We start from the raw sequence: 24,798 nt of genomic DNA, 5'->3' as shown, positions 1-24,798 counted from the left end.
TGCGTTAGGTCCCACTGATGAAGCCGCAAAGGGGGCTATACGACAACCTCAATTGCATCCTGCGCACCCACGCCGAAAACTTGTTTGTACCGCGCGACCTCTTCTTGCGGCCCCATCGCCTTATTGGGGTTGTCGCTTAGCTTGACTGTGGGACGCCCGTTCGCCGAGACAGCTTTGCAAACCAGCGAGAAGGGCGCAAGCGCGTCTTCGGCCACAAGGCCCTTAAAGTCATTTGTCAGCATTGTACCCCACCCAAAACCGACACGGCAGCGCCCGACAAACTGCTCGTGCAGCGCCAGGATTTTGTCGGCATCAAGCCCGTCGGAAAAGATCACCAGTTTTTCACGCGGATCTTCGCCACGCGACTTCCACCAGTTGATGGCCGTTTCGGCCCCAACCGCCGGATCCCCGCTATCGACACGAATACCGGTCCAGCCTGCCAACCAATCGGGCGCGCCTTCCAGAAACCCTTTCGTACCGTATGTATCGGGCAGGATGATACGCAGGTTGCCTTCATGTTCTTCATGCCAATCGGCAAGCACGTCATAGGGAGACCGCCGCAATGCTTCGTCCGTTTCGGCAAGCGCGGCATATACCATCGGCAGCTCGTGGGCGTTGGTGCCGATCGCCTCGATCTCGCGCATCATGGCGATCCGGCAGTTTGAGGTGCCGGTAAAGCTTGCTCCCAACCCCTCCATCATCGCCTGCACACACCAGTCCTGCCACAGGTAGGAATGTCTGCGTCGGGTGCCGAAATCAGCCACACGGAGATCGGGGACTGACTTAAGCTGATCGACCTTTTCCCACAACTTGGTCATGGCGCGGGCATAAAGCACCTGCAGTTCAAACTTGCGCATATCCCTCAGTACGGCACGGCTGCGCAGTTCCATAATTACGGCAAGCGCCGGAATCTCCCATAGCATGACTTCTGGCCAAGTACCCTCAAACGTCAGCTCATATTGGCCATCCTTTTTTCAAGGTGATAGGGCGGCAATTGCAGGTTCTCAAACCACTCCATGAAGGCGGGTGTGAACATCTGACGCTTGCCATAAAACGTGTTGCCGCGCAGCCATGTGCTTTCACCCCGGGTCAGCCGCAAGGATCGGATATGGTCCAACTGTTCGCGCAACTCGCCTTCATCCACCAGTTCGGCCAGCCTGATGGATTTGGTGCGGTTGATCAGGGAAAATGTGACCTGCGTATCTGGATGATTGCGGAACACAGATTGGCACATCAGGAGCTTGTAAAAGTCCGTATCAATCAGCGACCGCACGATGGGGTCGATCTTCCATTTGTGGTTCCAGACCCGCGTCGCAATATCGACCATATTCAGTTCCCCCTGTCGGCGCTTACGTGTTAGATCAAGAGGACGCGGATGTGGCAAGGGGGCCCTCAAGACATGGCATTGCGTTACGATTTCGACATGGTGGCAGTGACGCCCGAAGGTCTGCCCGATCAATTCGGCGATCTGGCGCTGACAGGCATTACAGCGGAAAAGGTCGCGATGTTCCGTGACCCCGATACGGTCGCCGCGCTAAAGTCTGCCGACACCGCGGTGCGCACCTATTTCATGGACAGCGGGTTTGCTTTGGCGCAGTTTGACAGCGGCGCACCTGCCGGGCATTTCGCGATGCGGGATGAAGATGCGCGTATCGCGGTGATTGACCGACTGACAAGCAACCTGGAAACGCATGACCTGGCGAACGCCGCATGGGGCGGATTTGATTTTGATGCCTTCATGGACGCATTGGCCACAGCCGAACCCGTTGAGGATGCTTTGTTGGCACCCCAAAAAAGCGGCCCGCTTTGGATCAGGAACTTGCGATTGCACGCGTCGCGTCCCAGAAAAAGAAGGGCCGCCGGATGATGGCGCTGGGCGGGCTGATGCTTGGGCTGATCTTGCTGTTGTATGTCGCCAGCCAGACGCTATAGCGATCCCGGCAGACCCAATCCCCGCAAAAGGCAACCCCGCTATGGCGCCCTCACCCTATTCCGCCCGCTTGGTTGGCACAGTCGTGCTCGCGATGACGTTGATTGTGGGTGGTGATGCAGCAGCGACGCTACTAACTGGCGCCGGATTTCCGCAAACCTTCGTGGCCTGGACGCGGTTTGCTTTGGCCGCAGCATTGCTGGCACCGCTATGCGGGTTGATGCGCACCGATCTGGCTCTGTTCAAAGACTGGCGCCTATACTTGCGTGCTAGCCTGATTGTGGCCGGTATCGTCAGCATTTTGACCGCCTTAAAAACCGAGTCGATGGCAAATGCCTTTGCTGGGTTTTTTGTCGGGCCGGTTGTGTCCTACTTTCTGTCTGCCGCCTTGTTGCGCGAACGGATCACCCCGTTGCGCACCGTCCTGCTGTTGATCAGCTTTGCCGGTGTCCTGTTGGTTGTGCGCCCCGGTTTTGGCATGACAGCGGGCATGGGTTTTGCCATTCTGGCGGGGTGTTTTCACGGCGCGTATCTTGTCGCAACACGGTGGTTGGCGGGTGAGTTTCGGCCACGGTTCCTGATGTTTTCGCAACTGTTGATTGGGGCGATCTTATTGTCACCCTTCGCATTATCGACGACCCCAGAGATTACTTTGCCGCTCTTTGGCCTGATCACAATCTCTGCCTTGGGGTCTGCGGCGGGGAACCTGTTGTTGGTGTTGGTCAATCGCACCACGCCAGCTGGGGTGGTGGCCCCGCTGATTTACAGCCAGCTGTTGGCGGCGATGGCGATTGGTTGGGCGGTGTTCGGGGAATGGCCGGATGGGCTGAGCCTGATTGGCCTGGTGATCATCATGGTCGCGGGTGCATCGTCAGTCTGGTTCGCAGGCCGAGGGCGCTAACCCAGTACAACGCCTGCGTCAGTCATCTGAGCCTTGGCGGCATCAAGCGACCCATCAAAATCAATCGCGCGACACAGCGCCAAATCGACCGTCACATTGAACCCAAGTTTGGCCGCATCAACCGCTGAGTAATTCACGCAAAAATCCGTCGCCAAGCCGACCAAGATCAGCGTGTCGATCCCACGGGTGCGGAGGTATCCTTCCAATCCGGTTGGCGTGGTTTTGTCGTTCTCAAAGAACGCCGAATAGCTGTCGATCGCCGGGTTGTAGCCTTTGCGGATGATCAGATCGGCCCGGTCAGTTTGCAGATCAGCATGGAAAGCCGCGCCAGGGGTTCCCTGAATACAATGATCTGGCCAAAGCACCTGCGGGCCATAGGGCATGTCTGTCATGCTCATCGGTGCGGCATCGTGGGATGAGGCAAAGGAGGAATGCCCTGCCGGATGCCAATCCTGCGTCAGGATGACCGCATCAAAATCGGCCATCTTGGCGTTGATGCCTGCGACAATCTCATCCCCGCCTGCAACGGCCAGCGCACCACCAGGGCAGAAATCATTCTGGACGTCGATCACAAGTAAGGCATGGGTCATGGCGTGCTCCGCTATTGTCGAGCGCAAAATAGCGCGTTCCGTGCAGGTCCGCGACCGCTTTGTGTATGCGTCGGTAAAACAGCCCTTGTCACTTGTGCCCGGATTTCATATCAGCCGCGTCTTTCACATTTGAACTGGAGGCCAAGATGGCGATTTTGGGTATCGACTTTGGGACCTCCAATACCGCAGCCGGGGTGATGGCGGCGGGTCGTCCGCATTTGATCACGGTGGAGCCGGGGCGCAAGACACTGCCGACATCGGTGTTCTTTGACTACGACCGCAAGGTGACGACCTATGGATCGGTGGCAAATGCAGCGCTGATTGATGGGCGCGAAGGGCGGTTCATGCGTGCCCTCAAATCTGTTTTGGGCACACCACTGATGCGCGAGAAGCGTCAGATTGCATATGAACGGCTGACCTTGATTGAAGTGGTGGCGCGGTTCCTGCGGATGATCCGGGAACGCGCCGAAGCTGAAACCGGGCAAACCTTTAATGTTGCCCTGTCTGGTCGTCCAGTCCGGTTTCATTCAACGGATGCGGCACGCAATGCGCAGGCCGAGGTTGATCTGCGAGAGGCTTATATGGTTGCCGGGTACAAGGATGTATCCTTCATGTTTGAACCTGAGGCAGCGGCGCTGGCCAGTGGTCCGCTTGCCAAAGGTGAATTGGGCCTGATCGTCGATATTGGCGGCGGGACATCTGACTTTTCCGTCTTCTCCCGCGAGGGGGATGCGACCCGCATCATCGCCAGTCATGGTGTGCGTGTAGGCGGCACGGATTTTGACCGCGCGATTAGTGTTGCCAAGGTGATGCCGCTGTTGGGACGCGGCGCGGAGGTCCGCAACGCGATAGGCGAAGGCCGTCATGTCGCGCCAAATGCGATCTTCAATGATCTTGCGACCTGGCAGAAGATTCCGTTTGTCTACACCGCCGACAACCGCCGGATGGCCGCCGACTTTGCAAAGCTTGGGATTGATCCGACGCTGTTTCGCAGGTTGAAAACAGTGTTGGAAATGGAGCTGGGACATGACATCGCCTTTGCGGTCGAGGCGGGAAAGATCCGGCTCAATCAGCCAGACTTGCTGGAAGCGGGGGTTGATTTGCGGGTGATTGAAGCCGGACTTTGGACCCGGCTGACCCAAGCCGCGATGGACGATGTACTGGCCACGCACGCCGCCCAGATCAAAGCCTGCGCAGGGGAGACGCTTGAGATGGCGGCTGTATCACCCAACAAAATCAGCAAGATCGTCTTCGTTGGTGGTTCAAGCCTTTTGAAGGCGGTCGAAGACGTCATGGTGGCGATATTCCCACATGCGACGCTCGAACGTGCCGAGGCGTTTACGGCTGTTGCTGACGGGCTTGCCATTGCTGCATCCCGCGACTTGCCCCTTAGAGCGGACAGGCGTATCTGAGGCCCCATGTATACCGTTGCTGCACTCTACCACTTTACCCGATTTGACGATCCTGCTGCCTTGCGGGCCCCATTGTTGGATTTGTGCAAGTCGTGTGGGATCATGGGAACGCTTCTTTTGGCCAAAGAAGGGGTAAACGGCACCATCGCCGGTGACCGCGCCGGAATTGATGCTGTGTTGGCACATTTGCGCGCGCTGCCCGGCTGTGCCGATCTGGAGTGGAAGGCAAGCACCGCGACCGTCGCGCCGTTTCACCGCATGAAAGTACGGTTAAAAAAGGAAATTGTGACCATGGGCCAACCGGATGTCGATCCGGTGGCACGCGTAGGCAACTATGTTGACCCTGCCGATTGGAATGATCTGATCAGCGCGCCGGATGTTGCCGTGATTGATACGCGCAACGATTATGAGGTCGCGATTGGTACATTTGAGGGTGCAGTTGACCCCGAAACCAAAAGCTTTGGTGAATTCCCCGCATGGTGGGAAAAGAACAAGCATCGGTTTCACAATAAACGCGTTGCGATGTTCTGCACCGGCGGAATCAGATGCGAGAAATCAACCAACTACCTGATGGGGCAAGGGGTTGAGGATGTGTATCACCTGAAGGGTGGCATTCTGAAGTACCTCGAAGAAGTCCCGCAGGAAGACAGCAAATGGGACGGCGAATGTTTCGTCTTTGATGCGCGGGTCAGCGTCGGACACGGACTGGAAGAGGGCCCGCATATCCTATGCCATGCCTGTCGACGCCCGATTGTGCCTGAAGACCGCAAACACCCGGCGTTTGAGCAAGGCGTGTCCTGTCATCAGTGCATTGATGAAACGTCGCACGCTGACAAAGCCCGTTTCCGTGAACGCCAGAAACAGATGCGACTCGCCAAAGAGCGCGGCACACATCACATCGGCGGCCTCTAGGCGCGATGGGATGAGCGAACCCAAACCACTCATGCCGCAATTCACGGCGCTCACGATTGGTTTGGCTGGCGGGCTGGTCGCTTATTTCGTCGGCTTACCCTTACCGTGGATGTTGGGGCCGATGATTGCCAATACCTTTGCGGCCATGATGCGTGCGCCTATTGCCGGGCCAGATCAGCTGCGGCCCTTTGTAATTCCGATTATTGGTGTGATGTTGGGTTCGGGTGTCACAGCCGAGATTTTTGGTTTGCTGGGCACTTGGCTGCTGACACTATTGTTGCTTCCCCTGTTTCTGGCCTGTGCAGCGGGTATTTCCTATGCCGTCTACCGCCGTATCGGCAAATATGATCCTGTCACCTCGTTTTACTCAGCCATGCCCGGTGGATTAAATGAAATGCTGATCCTTGGGGGTGAGGCTGGCGGAGACGAGCGCCGCATTGCCTTGGCCCATGCCGCGCGGGTACTTATCATCATCGTTTTTGTGGCTTTGTTCTTTGGACTGATATTGGGTGTGTCGAGCGGTGGACGCGGTGCAATTCAGTGGATTGGGATCTATGAGATAACGGCGCTGGACTACGTGATTTTGGGCAGTTGTGCTTTGGCTGGTACGCTCTTGGGTAAATGGCTTGGTCTGCTTACCGCCCCTGTCTTTGGCCCAATGATCCTGAGCGGGATCGCACATATCTTCGGTTGGGTCACCGTGGCACCGCCCACGCTTTTTGTGGTGGCGGCCCAGATCACAATCGGCACGGTCATTGGAACCCGGTTTATCGGGGCGACGCTGGCCGAAGTCAGGAAAGACATTGGGCTATCGGCGGTCGCCTCGTTCCTGATGCTGGTTGCAGCCGTTGGGTTTGCCGAGCTCATCGTCGTGATCAGCGGCATCCCACTCGCGCAGGCGTTTCTAGCCTTTTCACCGGGCGGCCTGACCGAGATGTCGCTGCTCACGCTCGCCATGGAGCAAGATGTCACTTACGTGTCGATCATGCACATCATTCGCATCACGCTGGTGATCGCGCTGGCACCTTTTGTGTTCAAATGGGTGCGTCGAAAACCCTAGAAATCCAGGTTCTCGACATTGAGCGCATTATTCTGGATAAACTCACGCCGTGGTTCCACCACATCGCCCATCAGCTTGGTAAAGAGGTCATCCGCTTCGGCGACGTCTTCGACCTTCACCTGCAGCAGCGTCCGCGCGTCCGGGTCCAGCGTGGTTTCCCATAGCTGATCGGGGTTCATTTCACCCAGCCCTTTGTAGCGCTGCAATGACAAGCCCTTTTCGCCCTCTTCGAGGATCGCTTTCAGCAGATCAAGCGGGCCGTGGATGACCTGACTGCGATCCTTGCGTACCAAAGTGGCAGGCAGGTTGTAGACCTCTTGCAGGCTTTGCGTGAACGTCCCTGTCCGTCGCGCTTCGCCGCCGCGCAGCATGGGGCCATCCAAGGTCCGCACTTCTTCCACACCGCGCAGAATACGGGCCAGACGGATGCCTTTGTCTTGGGTGATCCGGCCTTGCCAGCCGCGCTCCCATTCCAGCGCGATCAGGTCGAGCCGCTGCGCCACGCGGTCAGCCGTGCCTTGCAGATCACTGTCGACAACGCCGGGTACAAACGCCCCAGCAATGGCCGCCTGTTCCAGAATGTGACGCGGGTAATGCGTTGGGAAAGCTTCCAGTACGCGTTTTAGCTGGCGGGCTTCATCTACCACACGACGCAGGTCAGCTCCGGCGATCTCTTCACCGTTGCCTTGACGCAGCATCGCACCGTCAATGCCTTGTTCGATCAGGTATTCGTCCATCGCAGGCTGGTCTTTGAGGTAGACCTCAGACTTGCCGCGCGCGACTTTATAAAGCGGCGGTTGCGCGATGTAGAGGTAACCACCCTCGATCAGTTCGGGCATCTGGCGGAAGAAGAACGTTAGTAGCAGCGTTCGGATGTGCGCCCCGTCAACATCCGCGTCGGTCATGATGATGACCTTGTGATAGCGCAGCTTGTCGATATCGAATTCATCGCGGCCAATGCCGGTGCCTAGCGCCATGACGAGGTTGCCGATTTCCTGACTGGACAGCATCCGATCAAAACGCGCGCGTTCAACGTTCAGGATTTTCCCTTTCAGCGGCAGGATTGCCTGCGTGCCACGGTCACGGCCGGTTTGGGCCGATCCACCGGCAGAGTCACCCTCGACAAGGAAGACTTCGGTCTTTGATGGGTCCTTCTCGGAGCAATCTTTCAATTTGGACGCGTTGAAGTTTACGTCCATTGCAGACTTGCGGCGAATTTCGCGAGCCTTACGCGCAGCCTCACGCGCAGCAGCGGCCTCGACGATCTTAGAGATGATCATCTTGGCTTCGTTTGGGTTTTCCTCGAACCATTCGTTCAGCTTTTCGCCCATCAGGTTTTCAACGGCTGGTCGGACTTCGGAACTGACAAGTTTGTCTTTCGTCTGGCTGGAAAACTTCGGATCAGGCACTTTGACAGACAGAACACAGGTCAGCCCCTCGCGGGCATCATCCCCGGTGAGCGAGACTTTCTCTTTCTTCGAAATCCCCGTTTCAGTCGCATACTTTGCAATTGCACGGGTCAAAGCGCCCCGGAAACCAGCAAGGTGGGTGCCGCCATCGCGCTGCGGAATGTTATTGGTGAACGGCAGCACCATTTCGTTGTAGCTGTCGTTCCACCACATCGCGACTTCGACGCCGATATCATCACGTTCACCGGCCACGTAGATCGGCGCTTCCATCAATGGCGTTTTTGAACGGTCTAGGTATTTGACGAATTCCTTGACGCCACCTTCATAATAAAGGTCTGCCTTGAGCGGCTCGGCCAGGCGTAAGTCTTCCAAAATGATGCGCACGCCAGAGTTCAGGAATGCCAACTCGCGCAGGCGCTTTTCCAGCGTGTTGAATTCATAATCGCGGTTGCTGAAGGTATCGGTCGACGCAAGAAACGTCACCTCTGTCCCTTTGCGCCCATTGGCATCGCCTTCCACGCGCAGGTGTTCCGTCGTGAAACCACCCTCAAAGCGGGCGTAGTGCTCTTTGTCGTCGCGCCAGATGCGCAGTTCAAGGTAGTCGGACAACGCGTTCACCACAGACACACCTACGCCGTGCAGACCGCCAGACACTTTGTAGGAGTTACTGTCGAACTTACCGCCCGCGTGCAGTTGGGTCATGATGACTTCAGCCGCCGAAACACCCTCTTCCTCGTGGATACCCACCGGAATACCGCGCCCGTTGTCGCCCACGGTGACGGACCCATCGGCGTTGATTTTTACGTAAACATGGTCCGCGTGACCGGCCAAAGCCTCATCAATGCCGTTGTCGACGACTTCGTAAACCATATGGTGCAAACCAGAGCCGTCATCAGTATCACCGATGTACATGCCGGGGCGCTTGCGCACCGCCTCTAAGCCTTTGAGAACTTTGATGGAATCTGCGCCGTAGTCTTCTTGGTTTTGGTTGTCGTCGGCCATGCGGGTAATCCTGTATTCTTATCCCCAAAATATATGCGTTATGGGACAGTTTGTCACGCAAATGACACAAGATTTTGTGGTTTTACGCTGACCCTTAAGTCAACCCAATGACGACACCGACACCGATCAAAAGAACCCCCGCGATGATGTTCATCCGGCGCAACGCACTGGGCGATTTCAGCACCCCCTGACCCTGTCGACCGAGGCGGCCAGAACCAGATTTCCAACTAAAGGGACCACAAAGCTCAGCGTGCAGATCGCGACCATATCGACGGCAGTTACCACACTGAGATCAAAGAAACCGGGCAGGACGCCCATGTAGAATAGCACCGCCTTGGGATTGCCGATGATCACTGCGACGCCTGCGATAAACCCGGCCCACATACCCGGACGGGTCAACCGGCTGTTGGTATCAAGCGTGTGGCCCGCGTTACGGATCAGCGCCGCCCCCATCAACATGAAAACGAGGACCGCCACGTATTTGAGTACATCCATGAAACCAGCAAATTCAGACACCAGCCACGCGACACCAAGCACAGCAACGACCGGCCAAAGGATATCGCCAATGGCCACCCCGATGGCGAGCGGCCATGCCGCTTGAAACCCGCCAGAAAGCGACCTTGCCAGCAAAGCGACCCAAACCGGTCCGGGCGTCATGAAAAGAATGATCAGCGCGCCTGCATAAAGCAGAAGGTCGTAGGCTGAGATTGTCATCGGGTTGGAAGGGTGAGACTGCCGTCTTCACTAAGTTCCCAAAACGGGTTTTGCGCGACTTCCCAAACGTGCCCGTCTGGGTCGGCATAGTAGCCGGAGTATCCGCCCCAGAACACCTTTTCCGGCGTTTTGAGCGCCGTTGCACCAGCTTTCAGCGCCAAGGCATAGGCCGCATCAACCTCTGCGTCGGTTGTGAAGTTCTGCGCCAGCGTTATGGCGCCGGTGCCCAGCTTTGCATCTGGTCGCCCTTGGTCTTTGGCAAGAGGGCCCAAGCCAAAGAACCCGAGCACCATGCCGTTGATCTGATAAAAAACCACCTCTCCCTCATCGCTTGTCGGCGTCCAACCCAGCGCGCCGTAGAACGCCTTGGACCGTTCCAGATCGGCCACGCCAAGGGTGATCAGCGTCACGCGTTGTGGGGTCATGGTGTATCCTTTCGGCTAACGGTGGATTGCCCATCCGTTTCAGTGACTTCCGTATATTGGGCGCGCGCGCCCAGCTCTTCGAACAGCTCAGCACCCGTGCCCGTCATGAGGGCTTGCGCGCCGAGGCCGCATATCTCGTCATAGAGCGCGGCGCGGCGGGTCGCGTCAAGATGGGCCGCAACCTCATCCAGCAACAGGATGGGCGGGGCGCCGAAATCGCTCGCAAGGGCGCGACCGTTGGCAAGGATCAGACTGATGAGGAGCGCTTTTTGTTCGCCGGTCGAGCAGTCCTTCGCCGGTACACCCTTATCGGCAAAGACAGCGTCAAGGTCGGCGCGATGCGGGCCGATTAGGGTACGCCCCGCGGCCATATCGCGATTGCGGTTGTCGGCAAGGGCGGTTTGCAGGTCATCGGGGATAGGTTCGGCAGAGGTGAGCGCCAAACTGGCCGTTGGGAAGGCTGTGGTCGCGGCCTCTTGCGCTGCGGTCAGTTCTGCAATGGCTCGCTGCCTGTTCCTTTGAATAGCGGCCCCCGCTGCGGCCATCTGGCCTTCGATCGCGGTGTACCAATGGGGGTCGCGAACCATGTCTTTCAGTAGCCTGTTACGTTCGCGCATGGCCTTTTCATAGGTCAGGACAGCCTCTGCGTGGGTCGGTTCAAAGCTTAGCGTCGCCCGATCGAGAAAACGACGGCGACCGTCTGCCCCTTCGATCCAAAGCCGGTCCATCGACGGGACCAGCCAAAGGATGCGCGCGATGCGCCCCAAGGCGGTTTGCGGTGCGGATTTGCCATCAATGCGGAGCTGACGTGGATTGCCCGCTTCGGCCCATGTTTCGATCTCGTGGGTTTGGTGGAGAGATTGCAGGACGCCGGTGATCTTCCAGCCCAGCGCCTCAGGTCTGCGGGTCAGATCGTCGGCACCAGCCCGACGTAAGCCACGACCGGGAGATAGCAGCGAGACGGCTTCGAGGATGTTGGTTTTGCCCGCGCCATTGCGGCCAAAAATCGCCAACGGACGCGCATCCAATTCAAGAGAAACACGCTTGTGCGAGCGGAAGTGCGAAAGCGTTAGCGCTGTCAGCGCCAGTGTGGTCACACGCGCATCGGCATGACGACATAGACCGCTGAGGTGTCATTGCCTTCGCGCATCAATGTTGGATCACCGGCGGAGTTGAACATGAAGACGGCGTTCTCACGGTCCACCTGACTTGCGATTTCAAGCAAGTATTTCGCGTTAAAACCGATCTCCAACCGCTCGTCACCATAGGCGACGGCAAGCTCTTCCTCCGCAGCGCCACTATCAGGCGCGTTGACCGAGAGCACCAAGCGGTCCTCATCCAGCGCCAGTTTTACGGCGCGCGAACGTTCAGACGAAACCGTCGCCACACGATCAACCGCCTTGGCAAATTCGCTCGCATCCACTTCCAGCTTGCGTGTGTTCCCTTGCGGAATGACGCGAGTGTAGTCAGGGAAGGTGCCATCGATGACCTTGGAGGTCAGGGTAATATCCGGTGTCGCAAAGCGGACTTTGGTTTCAGAAACGGAAACGGCAATCTGCATATCATCGTCATCCAGCAGTTTGCGCAACTCACCCACCGTTTTACGGGGGACGATCACGCCTGCCATGTCGGTGGCCCCATCGGGCAGATCGGCGTCGATACGGGCCAAGCGGTGGCCATCGGTGGCGACGCAACGCAGCACTTTGCCACCGTCGCTGTCAGACACATGCATGTAGACGCCATTCAGGTAATATCTCGTTTCTTCTGTGGAAATAGCGAATTTCGACTTGTCGAAAAGGCGGCGCAGCACCGGCGCAGGGGCCGAGAAGTTAGCCGCATATTCAGAAGATGCCATCACTGGGAAATCTTCTTTCGGCAGTGTCGCGAGCGAGAAATTCGACCGCCCGGCTTCGATGGTCAATCGCCCAGATGCACCGTCTTCGGTCAACGTCACCAAAGCGCCATCAGGCAGTTTGCGCACAATCTCGTTCAGCGTCACGGCGGCTACTGTCGTGGCCCCTGCCCGCTCGACCTTTGCTGGCGCGCGGTCAACCACTTCGATGTCCAGATCTGTTGCCCGGAATTGCACACTGTCACCTTCGGCTTCGATCAGAACATTGGCCAATATCGGGATTGTATTGCGCCGCTCGACCACGGATTGGGCCTGGGCAACCGCTTTCAAAAGTACCGCGCGTTCAATGCTGAATTTCATGTCCCAATCTCCGCATATCTTGATACCGGGCGCTGCCGGGACGCGAAATGTATCCTATTTCGCGCTACTCTCAAGCGTTTTGTTGGACTGTTTACGATGGGTTTGTCCGCGTCAAGCGTTGGCCCCGTTTTGCCGGATTATTCCTGCAAAGCGCGGCGCAAGAGTTCCAGATCATCGGCGATCTGGCTGTCCAGCGCTTTGAGTTCTTCGATCCGCTTCACCCCATGCATGACGGTGGTGTGGTCGCGGCCTCCAAAACGACGCCCAATCTCTGGCAAGGACCGGCTGGTCATCTGCTTGGCCAGATACATGGCAATCTGGCGGGGGCGGGCGTAATTGCGCACACGTTTGGGGCCGATCATATCGGACAGACGGATGTTGTAATGCTCGGAAACCTTGCGCTGGATTTCCTCGACGGTGACTTTGCGGTCCGAGGCTTTGAGGACATCCGACAGGCAGTCTTGGGTCAGTTCCAGCGTAATTTCGCGGCCTACGAGCGATGCAAAGGCGAAAAGGCGGGTCAACGCACCTTCAAGGACACGGACATTGGTTGAGATGCGGTGGGCGAGGAATTCCAGCACACCATCTGCTATCTGAAGCTCAGGATATTGCGCTGAATAGACATCAACCTTGGACTGCAAAATGCCAAGGCGCAGCTCATAATCGGTCGGGTGCAGATCGACGACAAGGCCACATTGCAGCCGCGACTTGATCCGCTCTTCCAGGTCCTTGATTTCGCCCGGCGCCCGGTCGGCAGAGATGATGATCTGCTTCTGGCCGTCGACGAGGGCGTTGAATGTGTGAAAGAACTCTTCCTGCGTGCTGTCCTTGCCACCGATGAACTGCACATCATCGACCATCAGAACGTCGACGGAACGGAAGAGCTGTTTGAAATCCATCATCTTGCGTTCGCGCAGGGCGGTGATGAAACGATACATGAACTGTTCGGCGGACAGATAGAGTACGTTCAACTCGGGCGAGCGTTCTTTCAACTCATGCGCGATGGCATGCATAAGGTGCGTTTTACCAAGGCCTACGCCACCATAGAGAAACAGTGGATTAAACGTCACAGGGCCGCCTTCAGCTACGCGGCGGGCGGCCGCATGGGCCAGTTCGTTCGGTTTGCCAACGATGAACGTGTCAAAGGTAAATCGGTTGTCGAGCGGTGCACCGGACCCGGTTTCTGCCTCAGTTACTTTTTTGGCCGCCTCGGGCTTGGTGGCTGGGCGAGCCTGGCTGGGCACACGGAACTGCAGGCGCTGAACGTCTTCGCCAGCCTTGTTCATGTGATAAATAATCTGATCGCCAAAGTTCTGGGATACATAGTTGCCGATAAAGTTGGTTGGCACGTCAAAGATCGCCACGCCCTCGGACAATTGTGTGAATTCGAGTGGTTCAATCCAGCTCGAGTAGCTGTTTGTACCCAAAGCGCTTTTCAGCGCGCTCAACACCTTTGCCCAGATATCGTTCGTCATCTTGTCCCTTTGCCCCAATACACTGTCGTCTACAAACCAAGGCGTCCCAGAAACGCCTACGCCACACCAACCGGTACAAAAGGACAGTACGCTCAGGTGCCCTACCTGAACGGATTGCCTTCCACCCAAAACCATAAACCGCCGCGCCAGACGTGCATCCATCAGATGCTTGCCAGCGCCAAACGGCAGCAAAAGAGCCACAAACCGCATCCAACCCCAAGGAGCAGACCTTGGGTGTGGCGCAGACACAACTTTGGCTCAGTCCCGCGGCTTTTACCGCTTTTCTATGCCACCATTGCATGAGGTTTGCAGCTTTGCCGGTCGGCTACAGATCACACCAAAAGGTGGATTCCTTGACCGTGTTAGCGCAAACCCCCTCATGTCCCCCGGAACGATGTGAATCGCATCGGCAACGTAGCAAGGGCTTTGGGGCCGCTTCAACATAACATCGTACTTGACTCAGCGATTGGCGGAAAAGAATCTACCGGCCCTTTGAAATGTCTCGATTTCTGCGCAGACAGATCACACCGGGACAAAAAAAGCGCACCCTGATTGGGTGCGCTTGAATTCTTGGTTTTCCGCCGAAAGTGACAGAATCAGCCGATTGCTTTGACCCGTGAAGACAGACGCGACATTTTCCGGGCCGCTGTATTCTTGTGCATGACGCCCTTGGTGACACCGCGCATCAGCTCTGGCTGTGCAGCTTTCAGTGCGTCTGCCGCTGCTTTCTGATCGCCTGATGCTATCGCCTCTTCCACCGCGCGCAAATATGTACGGATGCGCGAGCGACGCATCTTGTTCACTGCAAAGCGTGCTTCATTCTGACGGGCGCGTTTTTTCGCCTGAGGGGAGTTAGCCATGTGTTCGTGTCCTAAGCTGGGCCTGATAGGGCCAAATTGAATATGGTTAGCGCATTAAGCCCAAGCCCCGGGTTTTCGAACCGGATGATCTGGCCAAAGCGGGCCTCACACGCATGTCTGGGGCGGCATTTAAGCGAGAGTCCCTTTTGGTTCAACCCCCAAAAGGCCCAACACGAAGGCAATCATCGCCCTAATACGCCACTTTTGAGTTGTCCTGATAGAGATAGACCAAATCAAGCAACAGCACCCTTTCGTCGATCAGGTTATAGTAAAGGTCAAAGCGTTGCTGCTCTGAAATCTCTTCGCCTGCCGCCACCAATGCCAATAGCTGGCGATTCAAGTCCCAGATTTGTCCTATCTCGGCCAGCGTGTTGACCAAGCCAGGTGTTTCGGGCGGCAGAATGCCCATGGCAGCATACCCATCTGAAAGCGCCTTCAAGCTGCCCTCATAATCCTGCATTTCCTGCTTGAGATTGGCCGCAATTACGGGATCCAGGTCACTGGACCAAAGCTGACATGCCTTCAATGCCATACCCTGATTGAGTGCAGTCATACGGCCCGCGAGGTTGATCGACATCACGTCGCGCGACAGGATTTCAGCCGAGTTTGAGTATTGCGCATCAAGGGTGGTCAACAGCGCATAGCTTGTATCAAATAGGTCCTCTGCGGCTGCAACGATCTGGTTCGCATCTTGTTGCTGAGAAGGGTCTGAAAGCAGACGGCGACTTGCCGCATGAATTGGCGCCCAATCGCTACGAAGCTGTTCGATCTCTGTAATTGTCTTGCGACGGGTCTCTGGTGCTATGACACCCCAGAAAATATCACCGTTTAGCAGCGCATCCAGTAACTCGGTTGTCTGGTCAACGCCAGTGGACAACAGGTCTCTTGCATCCTCGGCGTTGACATCTTGATAAAGATGGCACGCCGCAGCAGGTATTTCTTGGGTCAAAGAACGCAGCACTCCGGCGACGGCCAAACGGTTTGCCACACCCGTATCCTGAATGATTGATGGGGTATCACCTGCTGTGGTGGTTGTGCCAAAGGGGGTTTCGGCATGCAAACCGCCCATTTGCATGCTCAGGATACCCGTCAGAAGACCGGTGCAAAAAAAGGAAGATACTCTCATAATCTGGTGCCACTCTTGTGTCGGCCGCCACCCGCCGCCTACCTAGTACAAATGTTGGCATCCTGCGTATGACATGGATCAAGTAGCGGTGGTTTTTTGATTTCACCGCCAGGGGCGCCGGGCAAAAAGCACCTATCTATCCCGAAACTGCGCTTCGCGCTTCTCGGTAAATGCCGCCATGCCTTCACTTTGATCTTCGGTCGCAAAGAGCGAATGGAACAAGCGCCGCTCATAGTTCAGGCCCTCGGCCAAAGTGGTTTCATACGCGCGATCAACGGCATCTTTGGCGGCGATGGTTGCGATCAAAGACTTTTCGCTGATCTTTTCAGCAGCCGCCTTTGCCTCGGCCAACAGTTTCTTGGTTGGCACGACGCGGCTGACCAACCCGCTGGCTTCCGCCTCTGCCGCATCCATGAAGCGACCAGTCAGATGCATATCCATCGATTTTGCCTTGCCCACAAAGCGCGTCAGACGTTGAGTGCCACCAAGCCCTGCGATCACACCAAGGTTGATCTCTGGCTGCCCAAATTTGGCGTTATCGGCCGCAATAATGAAGTCACACATCATTGCCAACTCGCAACCACCGCCCAGCGCATAGCCTGCAACAGCTGCGATGATGGGTTTGCGGGTCCGGTTGAACCGATCCGTCTCGTTCTCGAAAAACCGCTGAGTGTACATCTCAACGAACGATTTGTTGGCCATCTCGGAAATGTCGGCGCCTGCGGCGAAGGCTTTCTCGGACCCGGTGACAATGATACAGCGTACTTTGTCGCTGGCGTCTGCGTCTTCCAGCGCGGTGCAGAGTTCGCCCAGCAGTTTGCTGTTCAGCGCATTCATTGCATCTGGTCGGTTAAGTGTGATCGTTGCGACATAGTCGCTGATGTCGACGATAATTGTTTCAAAGGCCATGCTGCCGTCCCTGTTGCCGCTGGTCAGACCCCAAGGGTTAGCAAAGCGTGGCTGCGGATCAAGCTATCTTTGGCATTGCGGACAAAAGAAAGATGAGCGTCCGGATTGCACGATTCGGGTGATTGTCCTGTCGCATCCGGGGGTTACACAAGGTTCGCCTTCGCGGTCGTAGACCTGAAAAACATGCTGAAAATAGCCCAATTCGCCGTCAGACTGACGATAATCGCGCAAAGAGGATCCGCCAGCAGCGATCGCCTCGGACAAAACGTCGCGAATAAGCGGCACAAGAGTTGCAACACGTGCGGCACTGATCCGCCCCGCCTTACGCGCAGGGTGAATGCCTGCACGGAATAGCACCTCGCAAACGTAGATATTGCCAAGGCCCGACACGATGCGCTGATCCAAAAGCGCCGATTTGATCGGCGTATTGCGCCCTTTCAACCGTTCGATCAGATAGCCTTCGTTAAACGCATTGCCCAACGGTTCTGGGCCCAGATCGCGGATCAGCCAGTGATCATCCTGTGCGGCGGTCTCCATCAGATCCATCGCACCAAAGCGCCGCGCGTCGTTGAAAGTAATGCGCACGCCATTATCCATCTGGAAAACCACATGGTCATGCTTCGCGGGCACTGGATGAGGATGATGGAAATCGCCGACCCTATGGCCAGATATCAACATACGGCCCGACATGCCCAAATGAATCAGCAGCGTCTCCGCACTATCCATATCAACGAGGATGTATTTTGAGCGGCGGCGCAAACCAAGCACCCGCTTACCAGTCAACCGCTCGGCCATTCGGTCCGGGAAGGGCCACCGCAGATCCGGGCGGTTCACGTCAGCCTTTGCGATGACGTGGCCTTCCATCACCGGCGCGATACCGGCTTTGACAGTCTCAACTTCAGGTAACTCAGGCATTGTCCCCTGTCACTATCTGCAATCGGACCCGCCGCCTAGAGACAATCCCACGTTCCGTGGCACATTGACAGTTTGTCTATCTGGCCTCTTGGGTATAACCCCTAGCGGGACAGTATTCAGGCGAAAGCATGACATGACCGATAAGTCCGATCCGACGACCCACTTCGGGTTTGAAACCGTCCGCGAAGATGAAAAAGCGGGCCGCGTGCAAGGCGTGTTTTCATCGGTCGCCAGCAAGTATGACATTATGAATGATGTGATGTCCGGCGGTGTGCACCGAATCTGGAAGGACGCGATGATGGATTGGTTGGCCCCGCGCCCCGGCCAGCGATTGCTGGATGTGGCAGGTGGGACAGGCGACATCTCATTCCGGTTTCTGAAACGTGCGGGGCATGGCCATGCTACTGTTCTGGATCTGACCGAGCCGATGCTGGTTGAGGGCCGCAAACGCGCCGAGGCCGCGCGTATGTCCGACAGCCTGGACTGGGTTGTCGGCGATGCCATGGCGCTACCGTTCGAGGCCAACAGTTTTGACGTCTACACAATCAGCTTTGGCATTCGCAATGTGACACGCCCACAAGACGCATTAAACGAAGCCTACCGTGTCTTGAAACCGGGCGGTCGTTTGATGGTGCTGGAATTCAGTCAACTGCCAAACCCGATGATGCAGGCCGCTTATGACGCCTATTCCTTCAACGTGATCCCGCGCATGGGGCAGATCATTGCTTTACGACCGAGACAGCTATCAATATTTGGTCGAATCGATCCGCAAATTTCCTGATCAGGATACGTTCCTTGGGATGGTCCGCGATGCAGGGTTCGGAAATGCCAAGTACCGCAATCTGACTATGGGTGTGGCCGCACTCCATTCAGGGTGGAAGCTCTAACATGCGCGGCCCGCACAATATTATCCGCCTGATCCGCACAGGCGCGACTTTGGAACGCACGGGTGCGATGAAGGTTGTGCTGGATGCGTTTGATGCAGGGCCGCTGCTGCGCATCGTTTTCCGCACACTCGTCTGGCCGTTCCAGTGGCTTGGGTACAAAGGCGATGTGACAATGCCGCCTGCGGTGCGCGCACTGACTGCCTTGGGCCCCGCCTATATCAAGTTTGGTCAGGTGCTTTCGACCCGTCCAGACGTGGTAGGGGATGAACTGGCCGTGCAACTGCGGGTGTTGCAGGACAAGCTGCCCCCGTTTTCAATGGCGGAGGCCAAGAAGACGATCCAGTCTGAACTCGGCAGTTCCTTTGATCAGCTGTTTTCGTCGTTTTCTGAACCGGTCGCCGCGGCATCGCTGGCTCAGGTCCACAAGGCGCATCTGGCCGAAAGCGGCGAAGCGGTCGCCGTAAAAATCCTGCGTCCCGGGATCGAACGGGCATTTCGCACCGATATTGATGCGTTCTACTTTGCTGCACGCACAATCGAAGTCCTGTCGCCCGCGTCGCGCCGTCTGCGCCCAATGGATGTGATCACGCATTTCGAAGGCGTCGTGATGGGTGAGCTGGATTTGCGGTTGGAAAGCTCGGCTGCGGCCGAATTTGCTGCCAATACCGAATCTGATGCCGGTTTTCAGGTGCCTAAAGTGCGCTGGCACCTGTCAAGCCGCCGCGTCATGACGATGGATTGGGCCGAAGGCACCAATATTGGCATCAATGACGCGCTGGACGCTGCCGGACACGACCGCGTTGAATTGGCGACCCGGGTCTTGCAGCTTTTCCTGAACCATGCGCTGCGCGACGGTTACTTCCACGGTGATATGCATCAGGGCAACCTCAAGGTCGCTGCGAACGGAGACGTCATCGCCTATGACTTCGGGATCATGGGACGAATTGATGAGTATACCCGCCGCGTTTATGCCGAAATTTTATTTGGCTTCATCCGCAAGGACTATCAGCGTGTGGCCGAAGTGCATTTTGAGGCAGGCTATGTGCCCGCTGACCAAGACGTTGACGAATTCGCGCGCGCGCTGCGCGCCGTAGGCGAGCCGATTTTTGGCATGGACGCCAGCCGCATTTCGATGGCCCGTTTGCTAAGCTACTTGTTCGAAGTCACTGAACGGTTCGGTATGGAAACCCGGACAGAGCTGATTTTGCTACAACGCACGATGGTAGTGGTTGAGGGCGTCGCGCGGTCGCTGGACCCGCATATGAACATCTGGCAGGCCGCAAAACCGGTTGTTGAAGATTACATCAAGCAAAGCATCGGACCCAAAGCGCTCCTGCGTGACCTTCAGAAAACTGCCATGATCCTTGCACGATTTGGTCCGCAGCTGCCGCGACTGGCCGAGGATGCACTGATCCGCCTGAACAACCCGCCGCCGCCGCCAAAACCGCAACGGCGCATTGCGCGCTTGTCATGGATGGCCCTGGGCGGTGCGTTAGTGGGTGCGGCCGTATGGATCAGTACGTTCTTTTAACCGTTCCCATCGCGCAAGGCCGTGACCCAATCACTTGCAACATTCACACCGCCATCAAGCACCAGAATTGTCCTGCCATAGTCCAGCCGCACCTCATTCACAGTGCTATAGGTCTCAACCGGGATTTGGGCGACAACCTCGTCATTGGATTTTGCAACGACCTCGAATTGATAGACCCCAGCGGCAAAAGGTGTGCCGTCAGGACCAGTGCCTAAGCCCATTCCAGAGTCTCTGCACCCGGCGCAATCTCGCTGCGCTGCACTTCATCGCCAGCCTCATTGCGCACCACAAGCTCGGCCGAGTCTGCGGCGACATTCTGTATCGGCAGCAATGTAAGAGGTTGGCCATCAAAGTACGCAGGCGCGCCTGATCGCACCTCCTTGCCAACAAGCGCGGCCATATCAACCAGGCCGCCCGTACTCATCTGGACGACCATCGATGTCAGCAGATCATTTGTCAAAACGGCCTGTTCAACCCCAGAGAACGTCGCCAGTTGCGTGGCATAATCGGTTGAATCGACAGGGTTGAGCGGGTCTTGATACTGCATTTGTGCCGTCAACATCCTCAAAAATACCTCAAAGTCAGAGCTGATTTGTGCCGATGCCCCGGATGCAGCAGATGCTTGCGCCGTCGCAGCCTGTTGAAAGGGTTGTGTGATTTCCATATCCGCTCCTTAAATGCGTATGTCCAGGCCAGCAGTAGGAGGTCCCGGTGGTATGTTAGCGATCTCAGACACCTCCTCCTGAACGTTGCGGCCAGTGGTCTCTTCCATCAGCGGTTCTTCAGGCCGGGCCTGCCCCTGCTGCTCGCCGAATGAGAACGAAATTGAGGTATAGCCCAATTGACGGAACTCTTGCGCCAGAAGATCCATATGACGGCGCAGCAAGTCCTGCGTTTCAGGCCGTTCGGCCGTGACGTTCAGGACGATTGCTCCATCCGCTGCTGACAGGCTGAGCCTGACGCGTCCCAATTCCTCGGGGTTCAGGGCGATCTCTGTAGTTTTGCCGGGCGTACTGGTCACGGCAAGAGCAACCTGCGCAGCAACGTGACGCGCCGCATCCGGCGTGACCACAGCAGCTGGCGAGGTTTGCATGGTCGCCACCCCCGCCTGTCGCTCAAGCGGTGCGGAGGTAATCGTGACCTCGCTCAGGCTGGCCTTGACCACCTTTTCAGCAGTGTCGCGCGAAGGCTGGGCTGCCGCTTGCGCCAGTGCGACCGCCGGAGGTTGCGCTGGCGCAAGGGACGATGCCGCAGGTTTCGTAGCGAGAGGCGGTGCCGGCGTACTGGCCGGGTCTTCGCGTCGCGTTTTCGGTGTTGGACCCTGTGGTGTGGCAATCACGGCGGTGGAGTGAGCCTCCTTGCCGGGCAGGGTTGAATTGGTCTTTTCCCCTGGCAGTGTCGCGGGCGGCTGTGATACATTGACATCCGCCTTGGGCGCCCCTTGCACTGACGCCATATCTGGCTTTGAGCTACCTGCTGGCGGGGTCTGCGGCAATTTCCCTTCCATAACTGACTGGGCGATCGTGGGGCGTTGCACCTTGCCTTCCGTCACTGCCAAATCAGGCCCATCACCCTTTGTCGTTCCCGCCGTCTTTGCATTCGGAACGCTATCCGCGTCGGTAGGAGCAGTTGTACGCACCAAAGGGTCCGCTTGCTTTGCATCAGTCGGAACGTTTGTCGCGTCCGCACCCCGCTTTGGCAGCTTTGGGGAATCTGCAAGGGCGCTGCTGCAACTTTCGTATCTGCTTGGGTTGTTTTCTGATCAACCGTTGCTGCGGCGAACTCGACAAGCTCTGCATCCGTTTCAAGCGCACGGCCATCTGTGGCCCCTTTTGAGGTCAGTGGTTGATCTTCCGCCGGAAGATCTGCATCCGTCATCAGTTCACCAAAAGTCGTTGCCTCTGCGCTATCTGCCGCAGGGTCTGTTTTAGGAACGGTTTTTCCGGCACCTGCGGCCGGTTCTGCAAGGATCTGAGGAATCATCGGTTCTCCGATTGGCTTTGTCTGCGCCCCTGTTTGACCGAAAAAACTTACTGAATGTTTAGGACTATCGGTCAATCTGACTCGATCACGAACCGGAGAATCCGATGACCACAATCCCTGACCTGCCGCCACCCCGCCCGGCCACTGCGCTGCCCGACTATATACAGACAGATACGAAACTGCGTGATGCCGCACAGAAAATGGAGGCTACTTTTCTGGCAGAGATGTTGAAATCTGCAGGTGTTGGTGCACCGCGCGAATCCTTCGGCGGCGGCGCGGGTGAGGAACATTTCTCTTCATTCCTACGCGATGCGCAGGCCGAAGAAATGGTTAGGACCGGCGGCATCGGCCTAGCCGAGGCGCTTTTTGAAGCCATGAAGGTGCGTAGCCTTGCTTGAACCAGTCATTGCCAAGCTTCATCAGGTCCTTGATCAGGAAAAACAGGCGCTGATAGCAGCGGATTTTGACCCCTTGGCCGATCTTTTGCAGCAAAAGGAGCAGCTGCTTACGTATCTGACGCAGTCTGACACAGAGAAAGATCTGCTGCGCCCGATCCGAAAGAAAATGGACGAAAATCAATCACTGCTGGCAGCGGCAATCAAAGGTGTCGCTGCTGCTGGTGAGCGGTTGCAAGCCCTTAACAACGTTCAGAAGGGTCTGAGCGTTTATGACCCTTCGGGTCGGGTCGAGCTCGTTCGCAAACACCGAAACAACCTGGAAAAGAAGGCATAAATTCACTCAAATTCTCTGTATTTGATTTGCCTCAATTAACACGTTGTTCAGGCTGGATTGGTTTACGTACCAGCACCGCCATAACGGCACATCGACACAAGGTGATCGATGGTTTCGTCAGAAAGACGCTTCAAACCGCAGCAAATCTGCGGGTTTTCCTACCAACCCGGTGCAAAGCGCCATACATAAGGGCCATAAAACATGTCCAGTATTCTGACTAACAACAGCGCGATGGTTGCGCTGCAAACCCTAAAATCCATCAACAATGACCTGTCCAAAACCCAGTCGATGATCTCGACAGGTAAAGAAGTTGCATCGGCCAAGGACAACTCGGCTGTCTGGGCGATTTCGAAAGTAATGGAATCCGACGTCAAGGGCTTCAAGGCGATCTCTGAAAGCCTTTCTTTGGGTGAATCATCCGTCGCAGTGGCCCGAAACGGTGCCGAAACGGTGACCGACCTCTTGAACGACATGAAAGAGAAGATCGTCGCGGCGCAGGGCGAAAACGTCGACCGAACAAAACTGCAGGCTGATGTCGAAGCGATCGCTGACCAGATTGCTTCGGTCGTGGGTGCGGCACAGTTTAACGGCCTGAATATGCTGACCGGCACCGACAGCGTTAACATCCTCTCCTCACTTGATCGCTCGAGCGATGGCACAGTGACCTCGGCCAACATTTCGGTCGGTCGCCAGGATCTGAGCACTGATGCGGGTGTCTTTGGCACCGGTGCACCGCTTGGGGCCAATGTCACAACGACTTTGGGTGGTAACCTTGCTGCTGATGGTACGGGTGACGCGTTCTCGAACGGTGCAAACGTTCTGGAAGCCACTGTTGCCGGTACGATTGTCGCGGGTCAAACCTACAACTTCCAGATTGCTGGCGAAACGGTTAGCTTCACCACTACAACGACAAATACTGATGATCTGGCAGACGGGCTGACAGCAGCAATCAACGCCGCAGGCATCGAGGATATCAGCGCTACGGTTAACGCATCCGTTATTAGCATTAACTCGACGTCGAAGTTTGGTGATGTGGAGGTCAACACAAGCGGCAACGGTGCTGCAACCTTTGCCCTGGAAGCAAATGGCGTGACAGCAACGGCCGCGACGACCAATACGCAGACGATCAATGCACGCGCATCCGAGCTGGAATTCTCAACCACTGCAGGTGTTGCCGAAGGTGACGGCTATCGCGCGACGATCGGTGGCGTGAGCTATGACTATATTGCCGGTCCGGGTGAAACGTTTGAGGATGTTGCACGCGGTCTGAAAACTGTCATCGATGGTGCTGGTATTGAGAATATCTCTACAAACGTGCGACAGGATGAAACATCCGGAGCGTGGGTTTTACAGATCGACAATGATGGTGCCGCACAAACACTGACCGATGATGGTGCCGCCGGTGGTACTGCGACGGGCGGTCTTGTCGGCCTTGATAAGCTGGATGTGACAACCGATGAGGGTACTGAAGCAGCTTTGGCCAACATCGAAACCTACATCAACACCACCATCGATGCTGCAGCTGATTTTGGTTCCAGCCAAGGTCGGATTGAAACGCAGTCCGACTTCATCTCAAAACTGACAGATCTGTTGAAATCCGGTATCGGCGCGCTGGTTGATGCCGACCTCGAAGAAACCTCAGCCCGTTTGCAGGCGCTGCAGGTGCAACAGCAGCTGGGCGTTCAGTCCCTGTCGATTGCCAACCAGGCACCGCAGACAATCTTGTCGCTGTTCCGATAAAAATAAGCGGTGGCGCCAAGGGTTTGGTGCCACCCTTTTCAAGGTCGCGATAAAATCGGGCCTCGTTCTACAT

General features: G+C 56.5%; 23 protein-coding genes and 3 pseudogenes. 10 read left to right on the top strand and 16 right to left on the bottom strand.

Going from position 1 to position 24,798, the window contains the following annotated elements:
- Positions 1-35 precede the first annotated feature (35 nt).
- Positions 36-1,327 (bottom strand): annotated as a pseudogene (gene pncB / locus QTO30_RS16570) (nicotinate phosphoribosyltransferase).
- A 72-nt stretch (positions 1,328-1,399) separates the two neighbouring features.
- On the opposite strand from pncB, the gene QTO30_RS16565 reads away from it, so the two are divergent.
- The gene (locus QTO30_RS16565) at positions 1,400-1,867 is read left to right on the top strand and encodes a hypothetical protein (protein WP_340425178.1); all 468 of its coding nucleotides are present in this window, start codon (positions 1,400-1,402) and stop codon (positions 1,865-1,867) included.
- Between the two features lie 106 nt (positions 1,868-1,973).
- On the top strand, positions 1,974-2,831 hold the full coding sequence (locus QTO30_RS16560) for a DMT family transporter (RefSeq protein ID WP_340425177.1): 858 nt from the start codon (positions 1,974-1,976) through the stop codon (positions 2,829-2,831).
- On the opposite strand, the gene pncA is transcribed toward QTO30_RS16560, so the two are convergent.
- Complete coding sequence (gene pncA / locus QTO30_RS16555; protein ID WP_340425176.1) at positions 2,828-3,421, bottom strand: bifunctional nicotinamidase/pyrazinamidase; 594 nt, start codon at positions 3,419-3,421, stop codon at positions 2,828-2,830. The genes QTO30_RS16560 and pncA overlap by 4 nt on opposite strands.
- A gap of 146 nt (positions 3,422-3,567) precedes the next feature.
- Here pncA and QTO30_RS16550 point away from each other — a divergent pair, with 146 nt between their 5' ends.
- Genes QTO30_RS16550 through QTO30_RS16540 form a run of 3 tightly spaced genes read left to right on the top strand, consistent with a single transcriptional unit; the run spans position 3,568 to position 6,805 of the window.
- On the top strand, positions 3,568-4,833 hold the full coding sequence (locus QTO30_RS16550) for an Hsp70 family protein (protein WP_340425175.1): 1,266 nt from the start codon (positions 3,568-3,570) through the stop codon (positions 4,831-4,833).
- Between the two features lie 6 nt (positions 4,834-4,839).
- Positions 4,840-5,745 carry an oxygen-dependent tRNA uridine(34) hydroxylase TrhO gene (gene trhO / locus QTO30_RS16545; RefSeq protein ID WP_340425174.1) on the top strand — a complete coding sequence of 302 codons (906 nt, stop codon included), beginning with the start codon at positions 4,840-4,842 and terminating at the stop codon, positions 5,743-5,745.
- Positions 5,746-5,755: 10 nt separating this feature from the next.
- Positions 5,756-6,805 carry an AbrB family transcriptional regulator gene (locus tag QTO30_RS16540; RefSeq protein WP_340425173.1) on the top strand — a complete coding sequence of 350 codons (1,050 nt, stop codon included), beginning with the start codon at positions 5,756-5,758 and terminating at the stop codon, positions 6,803-6,805.
- Here QTO30_RS16540 and gyrB read toward each other — a convergent pair.
- The 10 genes and pseudogenes from gyrB to mutM form a co-directional block, all read right to left on the bottom strand.
- Positions 6,802-9,216, bottom strand: a complete 2,415-nt coding sequence (gyrB, locus tag QTO30_RS16535; RefSeq protein ID WP_340425172.1) for a DNA topoisomerase (ATP-hydrolyzing) subunit B — start codon at positions 9,214-9,216, stop codon at positions 6,802-6,804. The genes QTO30_RS16540 and gyrB overlap by 4 nt on opposite strands.
- 94 nt (positions 9,217-9,310) lie before the next feature.
- A pseudogene (locus tag QTO30_RS16530) lies at positions 9,311-9,930 on the bottom strand (LysE family translocator).
- On the bottom strand, positions 9,927-10,355 hold the full coding sequence (locus QTO30_RS16525) for a VOC family protein (RefSeq protein WP_340425171.1): 429 nt from the start codon (positions 10,353-10,355) through the stop codon (positions 9,927-9,929). Before QTO30_RS16525 ends, QTO30_RS16530 begins: the two are co-directional and overlap by 4 nt.
- Positions 10,352-11,452 (bottom strand): DNA replication/repair protein RecF, encoded by a 1,101-nt coding sequence (gene recF, locus QTO30_RS16520; RefSeq protein WP_340425170.1) that lies wholly within the window; start codon positions 11,450-11,452, stop codon positions 10,352-10,354. Before recF ends, QTO30_RS16525 begins: the two co-directional genes overlap by 4 nt.
- A complete protein-coding gene (gene dnaN, locus QTO30_RS16515; protein ID WP_340425168.1) occupies positions 11,449-12,567 on the bottom strand; it encodes a DNA polymerase III subunit beta in 1,119 nt (372 codons plus the stop codon). The genes recF and dnaN overlap by 4 nt, the downstream gene beginning before the upstream one ends.
- A gap of 137 nt (positions 12,568-12,704) precedes the next feature.
- The gene (dnaA, locus tag QTO30_RS16510) at positions 12,705-14,042 is read right to left on the bottom strand and encodes a chromosomal replication initiator protein DnaA (protein WP_340425957.1); all 1,338 of its coding nucleotides are present in this window, start codon (positions 14,040-14,042) and stop codon (positions 12,705-12,707) included.
- Between the two features lie 596 nt (positions 14,043-14,638).
- A complete protein-coding gene (gene rpsT / locus QTO30_RS16505) occupies positions 14,639-14,902 on the bottom strand; it encodes a 30S ribosomal protein S20 (protein ID WP_340425167.1) in 264 nt (87 codons plus the stop codon).
- Positions 14,903-15,092: 190 nt separating this feature from the next.
- Positions 15,093-15,971 (bottom strand): type IV pili methyl-accepting chemotaxis transducer N-terminal domain-containing protein, encoded by an 879-nt coding sequence (locus QTO30_RS16500; RefSeq protein ID WP_340425165.1) that lies wholly within the window; start codon positions 15,969-15,971, stop codon positions 15,093-15,095.
- A gap of 189 nt (positions 15,972-16,160) precedes the next feature.
- A complete protein-coding gene (locus tag QTO30_RS16495) occupies positions 16,161-16,937 on the bottom strand; it encodes an enoyl-CoA hydratase (RefSeq protein ID WP_340425164.1) in 777 nt (258 codons plus the stop codon).
- 63 nt (positions 16,938-17,000) lie between these two features.
- Positions 17,001-17,852 (bottom strand): bifunctional DNA-formamidopyrimidine glycosylase/DNA-(apurinic or apyrimidinic site) lyase, encoded by an 852-nt coding sequence (gene mutM / locus QTO30_RS16490; protein ID WP_340425163.1) that lies wholly within the window; start codon positions 17,850-17,852, stop codon positions 17,001-17,003.
- A gap of 133 nt (positions 17,853-17,985) precedes the next feature.
- On the opposite strand from mutM, the pseudogene ubiE reads away from it, so the two are divergent.
- A pseudogene (ubiE, locus tag QTO30_RS16485) lies at positions 17,986-18,739 on the top strand (bifunctional demethylmenaquinone methyltransferase/2-methoxy-6-polyprenyl-1,4-benzoquinol methylase UbiE).
- Between the two features lies 1 nt (position 18,740).
- A complete protein-coding gene (gene ubiB, locus QTO30_RS16480; RefSeq protein ID WP_340425162.1) occupies positions 18,741-20,270 on the top strand; it encodes a 2-polyprenylphenol 6-hydroxylase in 1,530 nt (509 codons plus the stop codon).
- Here ubiB and QTO30_RS16475 read toward each other — a convergent pair.
- From QTO30_RS16475 to QTO30_RS16460, 4 genes are read right to left on the bottom strand one after another with little or no spacing between them, the layout of a single operon-like run.
- Complete coding sequence (locus QTO30_RS16475; protein ID WP_340425161.1) at positions 20,267-20,491, bottom strand: hypothetical protein; 225 nt, start codon at positions 20,489-20,491, stop codon at positions 20,267-20,269. The genes ubiB and QTO30_RS16475 overlap by 4 nt on opposite strands.
- Positions 20,482-20,934, bottom strand: coding sequence for a flagellar hook capping FlgD N-terminal domain-containing protein (locus QTO30_RS16470; protein ID WP_340425160.1), 453 nt, complete (start codon positions 20,932-20,934; stop codon positions 20,482-20,484). Before QTO30_RS16470 ends, QTO30_RS16475 begins: the two co-directional genes overlap by 10 nt.
- A 9-nt stretch (positions 20,935-20,943) precedes the next feature.
- Positions 20,944-21,807, bottom strand: coding sequence for a flagellar hook-length control protein FliK (locus tag QTO30_RS16465; RefSeq protein ID WP_340425159.1), 864 nt, complete (start codon positions 21,805-21,807; stop codon positions 20,944-20,946).
- Positions 21,808-21,818: 11 nt separating this feature from the next.
- Positions 21,819-22,253 (bottom strand): hypothetical protein, encoded by a 435-nt coding sequence (locus QTO30_RS16460; RefSeq protein ID WP_340425158.1) that lies wholly within the window; start codon positions 22,251-22,253, stop codon positions 21,819-21,821.
- Positions 22,254-22,357: 104 nt separating this feature from the next.
- On the opposite strand from QTO30_RS16460, the gene QTO30_RS16455 reads away from it, so the two are divergent.
- From QTO30_RS16455 to QTO30_RS16445, 3 genes are all read left to right on the top strand, one after another.
- The gene (locus QTO30_RS16455; protein ID WP_340425157.1) at positions 22,358-22,651 is read left to right on the top strand and encodes a rod-binding protein; all 294 of its coding nucleotides are present in this window, start codon (positions 22,358-22,360) and stop codon (positions 22,649-22,651) included.
- Entirely contained in the window at positions 22,644-22,985 is a 342-nt protein-coding gene (locus tag QTO30_RS16450) for a flagellar protein FlgN (RefSeq protein WP_340425156.1), read from the top strand. The genes QTO30_RS16455 and QTO30_RS16450 overlap by 8 nt, the downstream gene beginning before the upstream one ends.
- Positions 22,986-23,186: 201 nt before the next feature.
- Positions 23,187-24,725 carry a flagellin gene (locus tag QTO30_RS16445; protein WP_340425155.1) on the top strand — a complete coding sequence of 513 codons (1,539 nt, stop codon included), beginning with the start codon at positions 23,187-23,189 and terminating at the stop codon, positions 24,723-24,725.
- The last annotated feature ends 73 nt before the right edge of the window (positions 24,726-24,798 follow it).

Origin of the sequence: Yoonia sp. GPGPB17 (assembly GCF_037892195.1) — a bacterium.
Classification (GTDB): domain Bacteria; phylum Pseudomonadota; class Alphaproteobacteria; order Rhodobacterales; family Rhodobacteraceae; genus Yoonia.
Note: the sequence above shows the minus strand (reverse complement) of the source record. Positions and strands in the feature narration are given on the sequence as shown.

Excerpts from the sequence above, each read along its gene's own strand:
- QTO30_RS16565 (WP_340425178.1), top strand. The coding sequence starts at position 1,400 with ATGGCATTGCGTTACGATTTCGACATGGTGGCAGTGACGCCCGAAGGT.
- QTO30_RS16560 (WP_340425177.1), top strand. The coding sequence starts at position 1,974 with ATGGCGCCCTCACCCTATTCCGCCCGCTTGGTTGGCACAGTCGTGCTC.
- pncA (WP_340425176.1), bottom strand. The coding sequence starts at position 3,421 with ATGACCCATGCCTTACTTGTGATCGACGTCCAGAATGATTTCTGCCCT.
- QTO30_RS16550 (WP_340425175.1), top strand. The coding sequence starts at position 3,568 with ATGGCGATTTTGGGTATCGACTTTGGGACCTCCAATACCGCAGCCGGG.
- trhO (WP_340425174.1), top strand. The coding sequence starts at position 4,840 with ATGTATACCGTTGCTGCACTCTACCACTTTACCCGATTTGACGATCCT.
- QTO30_RS16540 (WP_340425173.1), top strand. The coding sequence starts at position 5,756 with ATGAGCGAACCCAAACCACTCATGCCGCAATTCACGGCGCTCACGATT.
- gyrB (WP_340425172.1), bottom strand. The coding sequence starts at position 9,216 with ATGGCCGACGACAACCAAAACCAAGAAGACTACGGCGCAGATTCCATC.
- QTO30_RS16525 (WP_340425171.1), bottom strand. The coding sequence starts at position 10,355 with ATGACCCCACAACGCGTGACGCTGATCACCCTTGGCGTGGCCGATCTG.
- dnaN (WP_340425168.1), bottom strand. The coding sequence starts at position 12,567 with ATGAAATTCAGCATTGAACGCGCGGTACTTTTGAAAGCGGTTGCCCAG.
- dnaA (WP_340425957.1), bottom strand. The coding sequence starts at position 14,042 with ATGACGAACGATATCTGGGCAAAGGTGTTGAGCGCGCTGAAAAGCGCT.
- rpsT (WP_340425167.1), bottom strand. The coding sequence starts at position 14,902 with ATGGCTAACTCCCCTCAGGCGAAAAAACGCGCCCGTCAGAATGAAGCA.
- QTO30_RS16500 (WP_340425165.1), bottom strand. The coding sequence starts at position 15,971 with ATGGGCGGTTTGCATGCCGAAACCCCCTTTGGCACAACCACCACAGCA.
- QTO30_RS16495 (WP_340425164.1), bottom strand. The coding sequence starts at position 16,937 with ATGGCCTTTGAAACAATTATCGTCGACATCAGCGACTATGTCGCAACG.
- mutM (WP_340425163.1), bottom strand. The coding sequence starts at position 17,852 with ATGCCTGAGTTACCTGAAGTTGAGACTGTCAAAGCCGGTATCGCGCCG.
- ubiB (WP_340425162.1), top strand. The coding sequence starts at position 18,741 with ATGCGCGGCCCGCACAATATTATCCGCCTGATCCGCACAGGCGCGACT.
- QTO30_RS16475 (WP_340425161.1), bottom strand. The coding sequence starts at position 20,491 with ATGGGCTTAGGCACTGGTCCTGACGGCACACCTTTTGCCGCTGGGGTC.
- QTO30_RS16470 (WP_340425160.1), bottom strand. The coding sequence starts at position 20,934 with ATGGAAATCACACAACCCTTTCAACAGGCTGCGACGGCGCAAGCATCT.
- QTO30_RS16460 (WP_340425158.1), bottom strand. The coding sequence starts at position 22,253 with ATGATTCCTCAGATCCTTGCAGAACCGGCCGCAGGTGCCGGAAAAACC.
- QTO30_RS16455 (WP_340425157.1), top strand. The coding sequence starts at position 22,358 with ATGACCACAATCCCTGACCTGCCGCCACCCCGCCCGGCCACTGCGCTG.
- QTO30_RS16445 (WP_340425155.1), top strand. The coding sequence starts at position 23,187 with ATGTCCAGTATTCTGACTAACAACAGCGCGATGGTTGCGCTGCAAACC.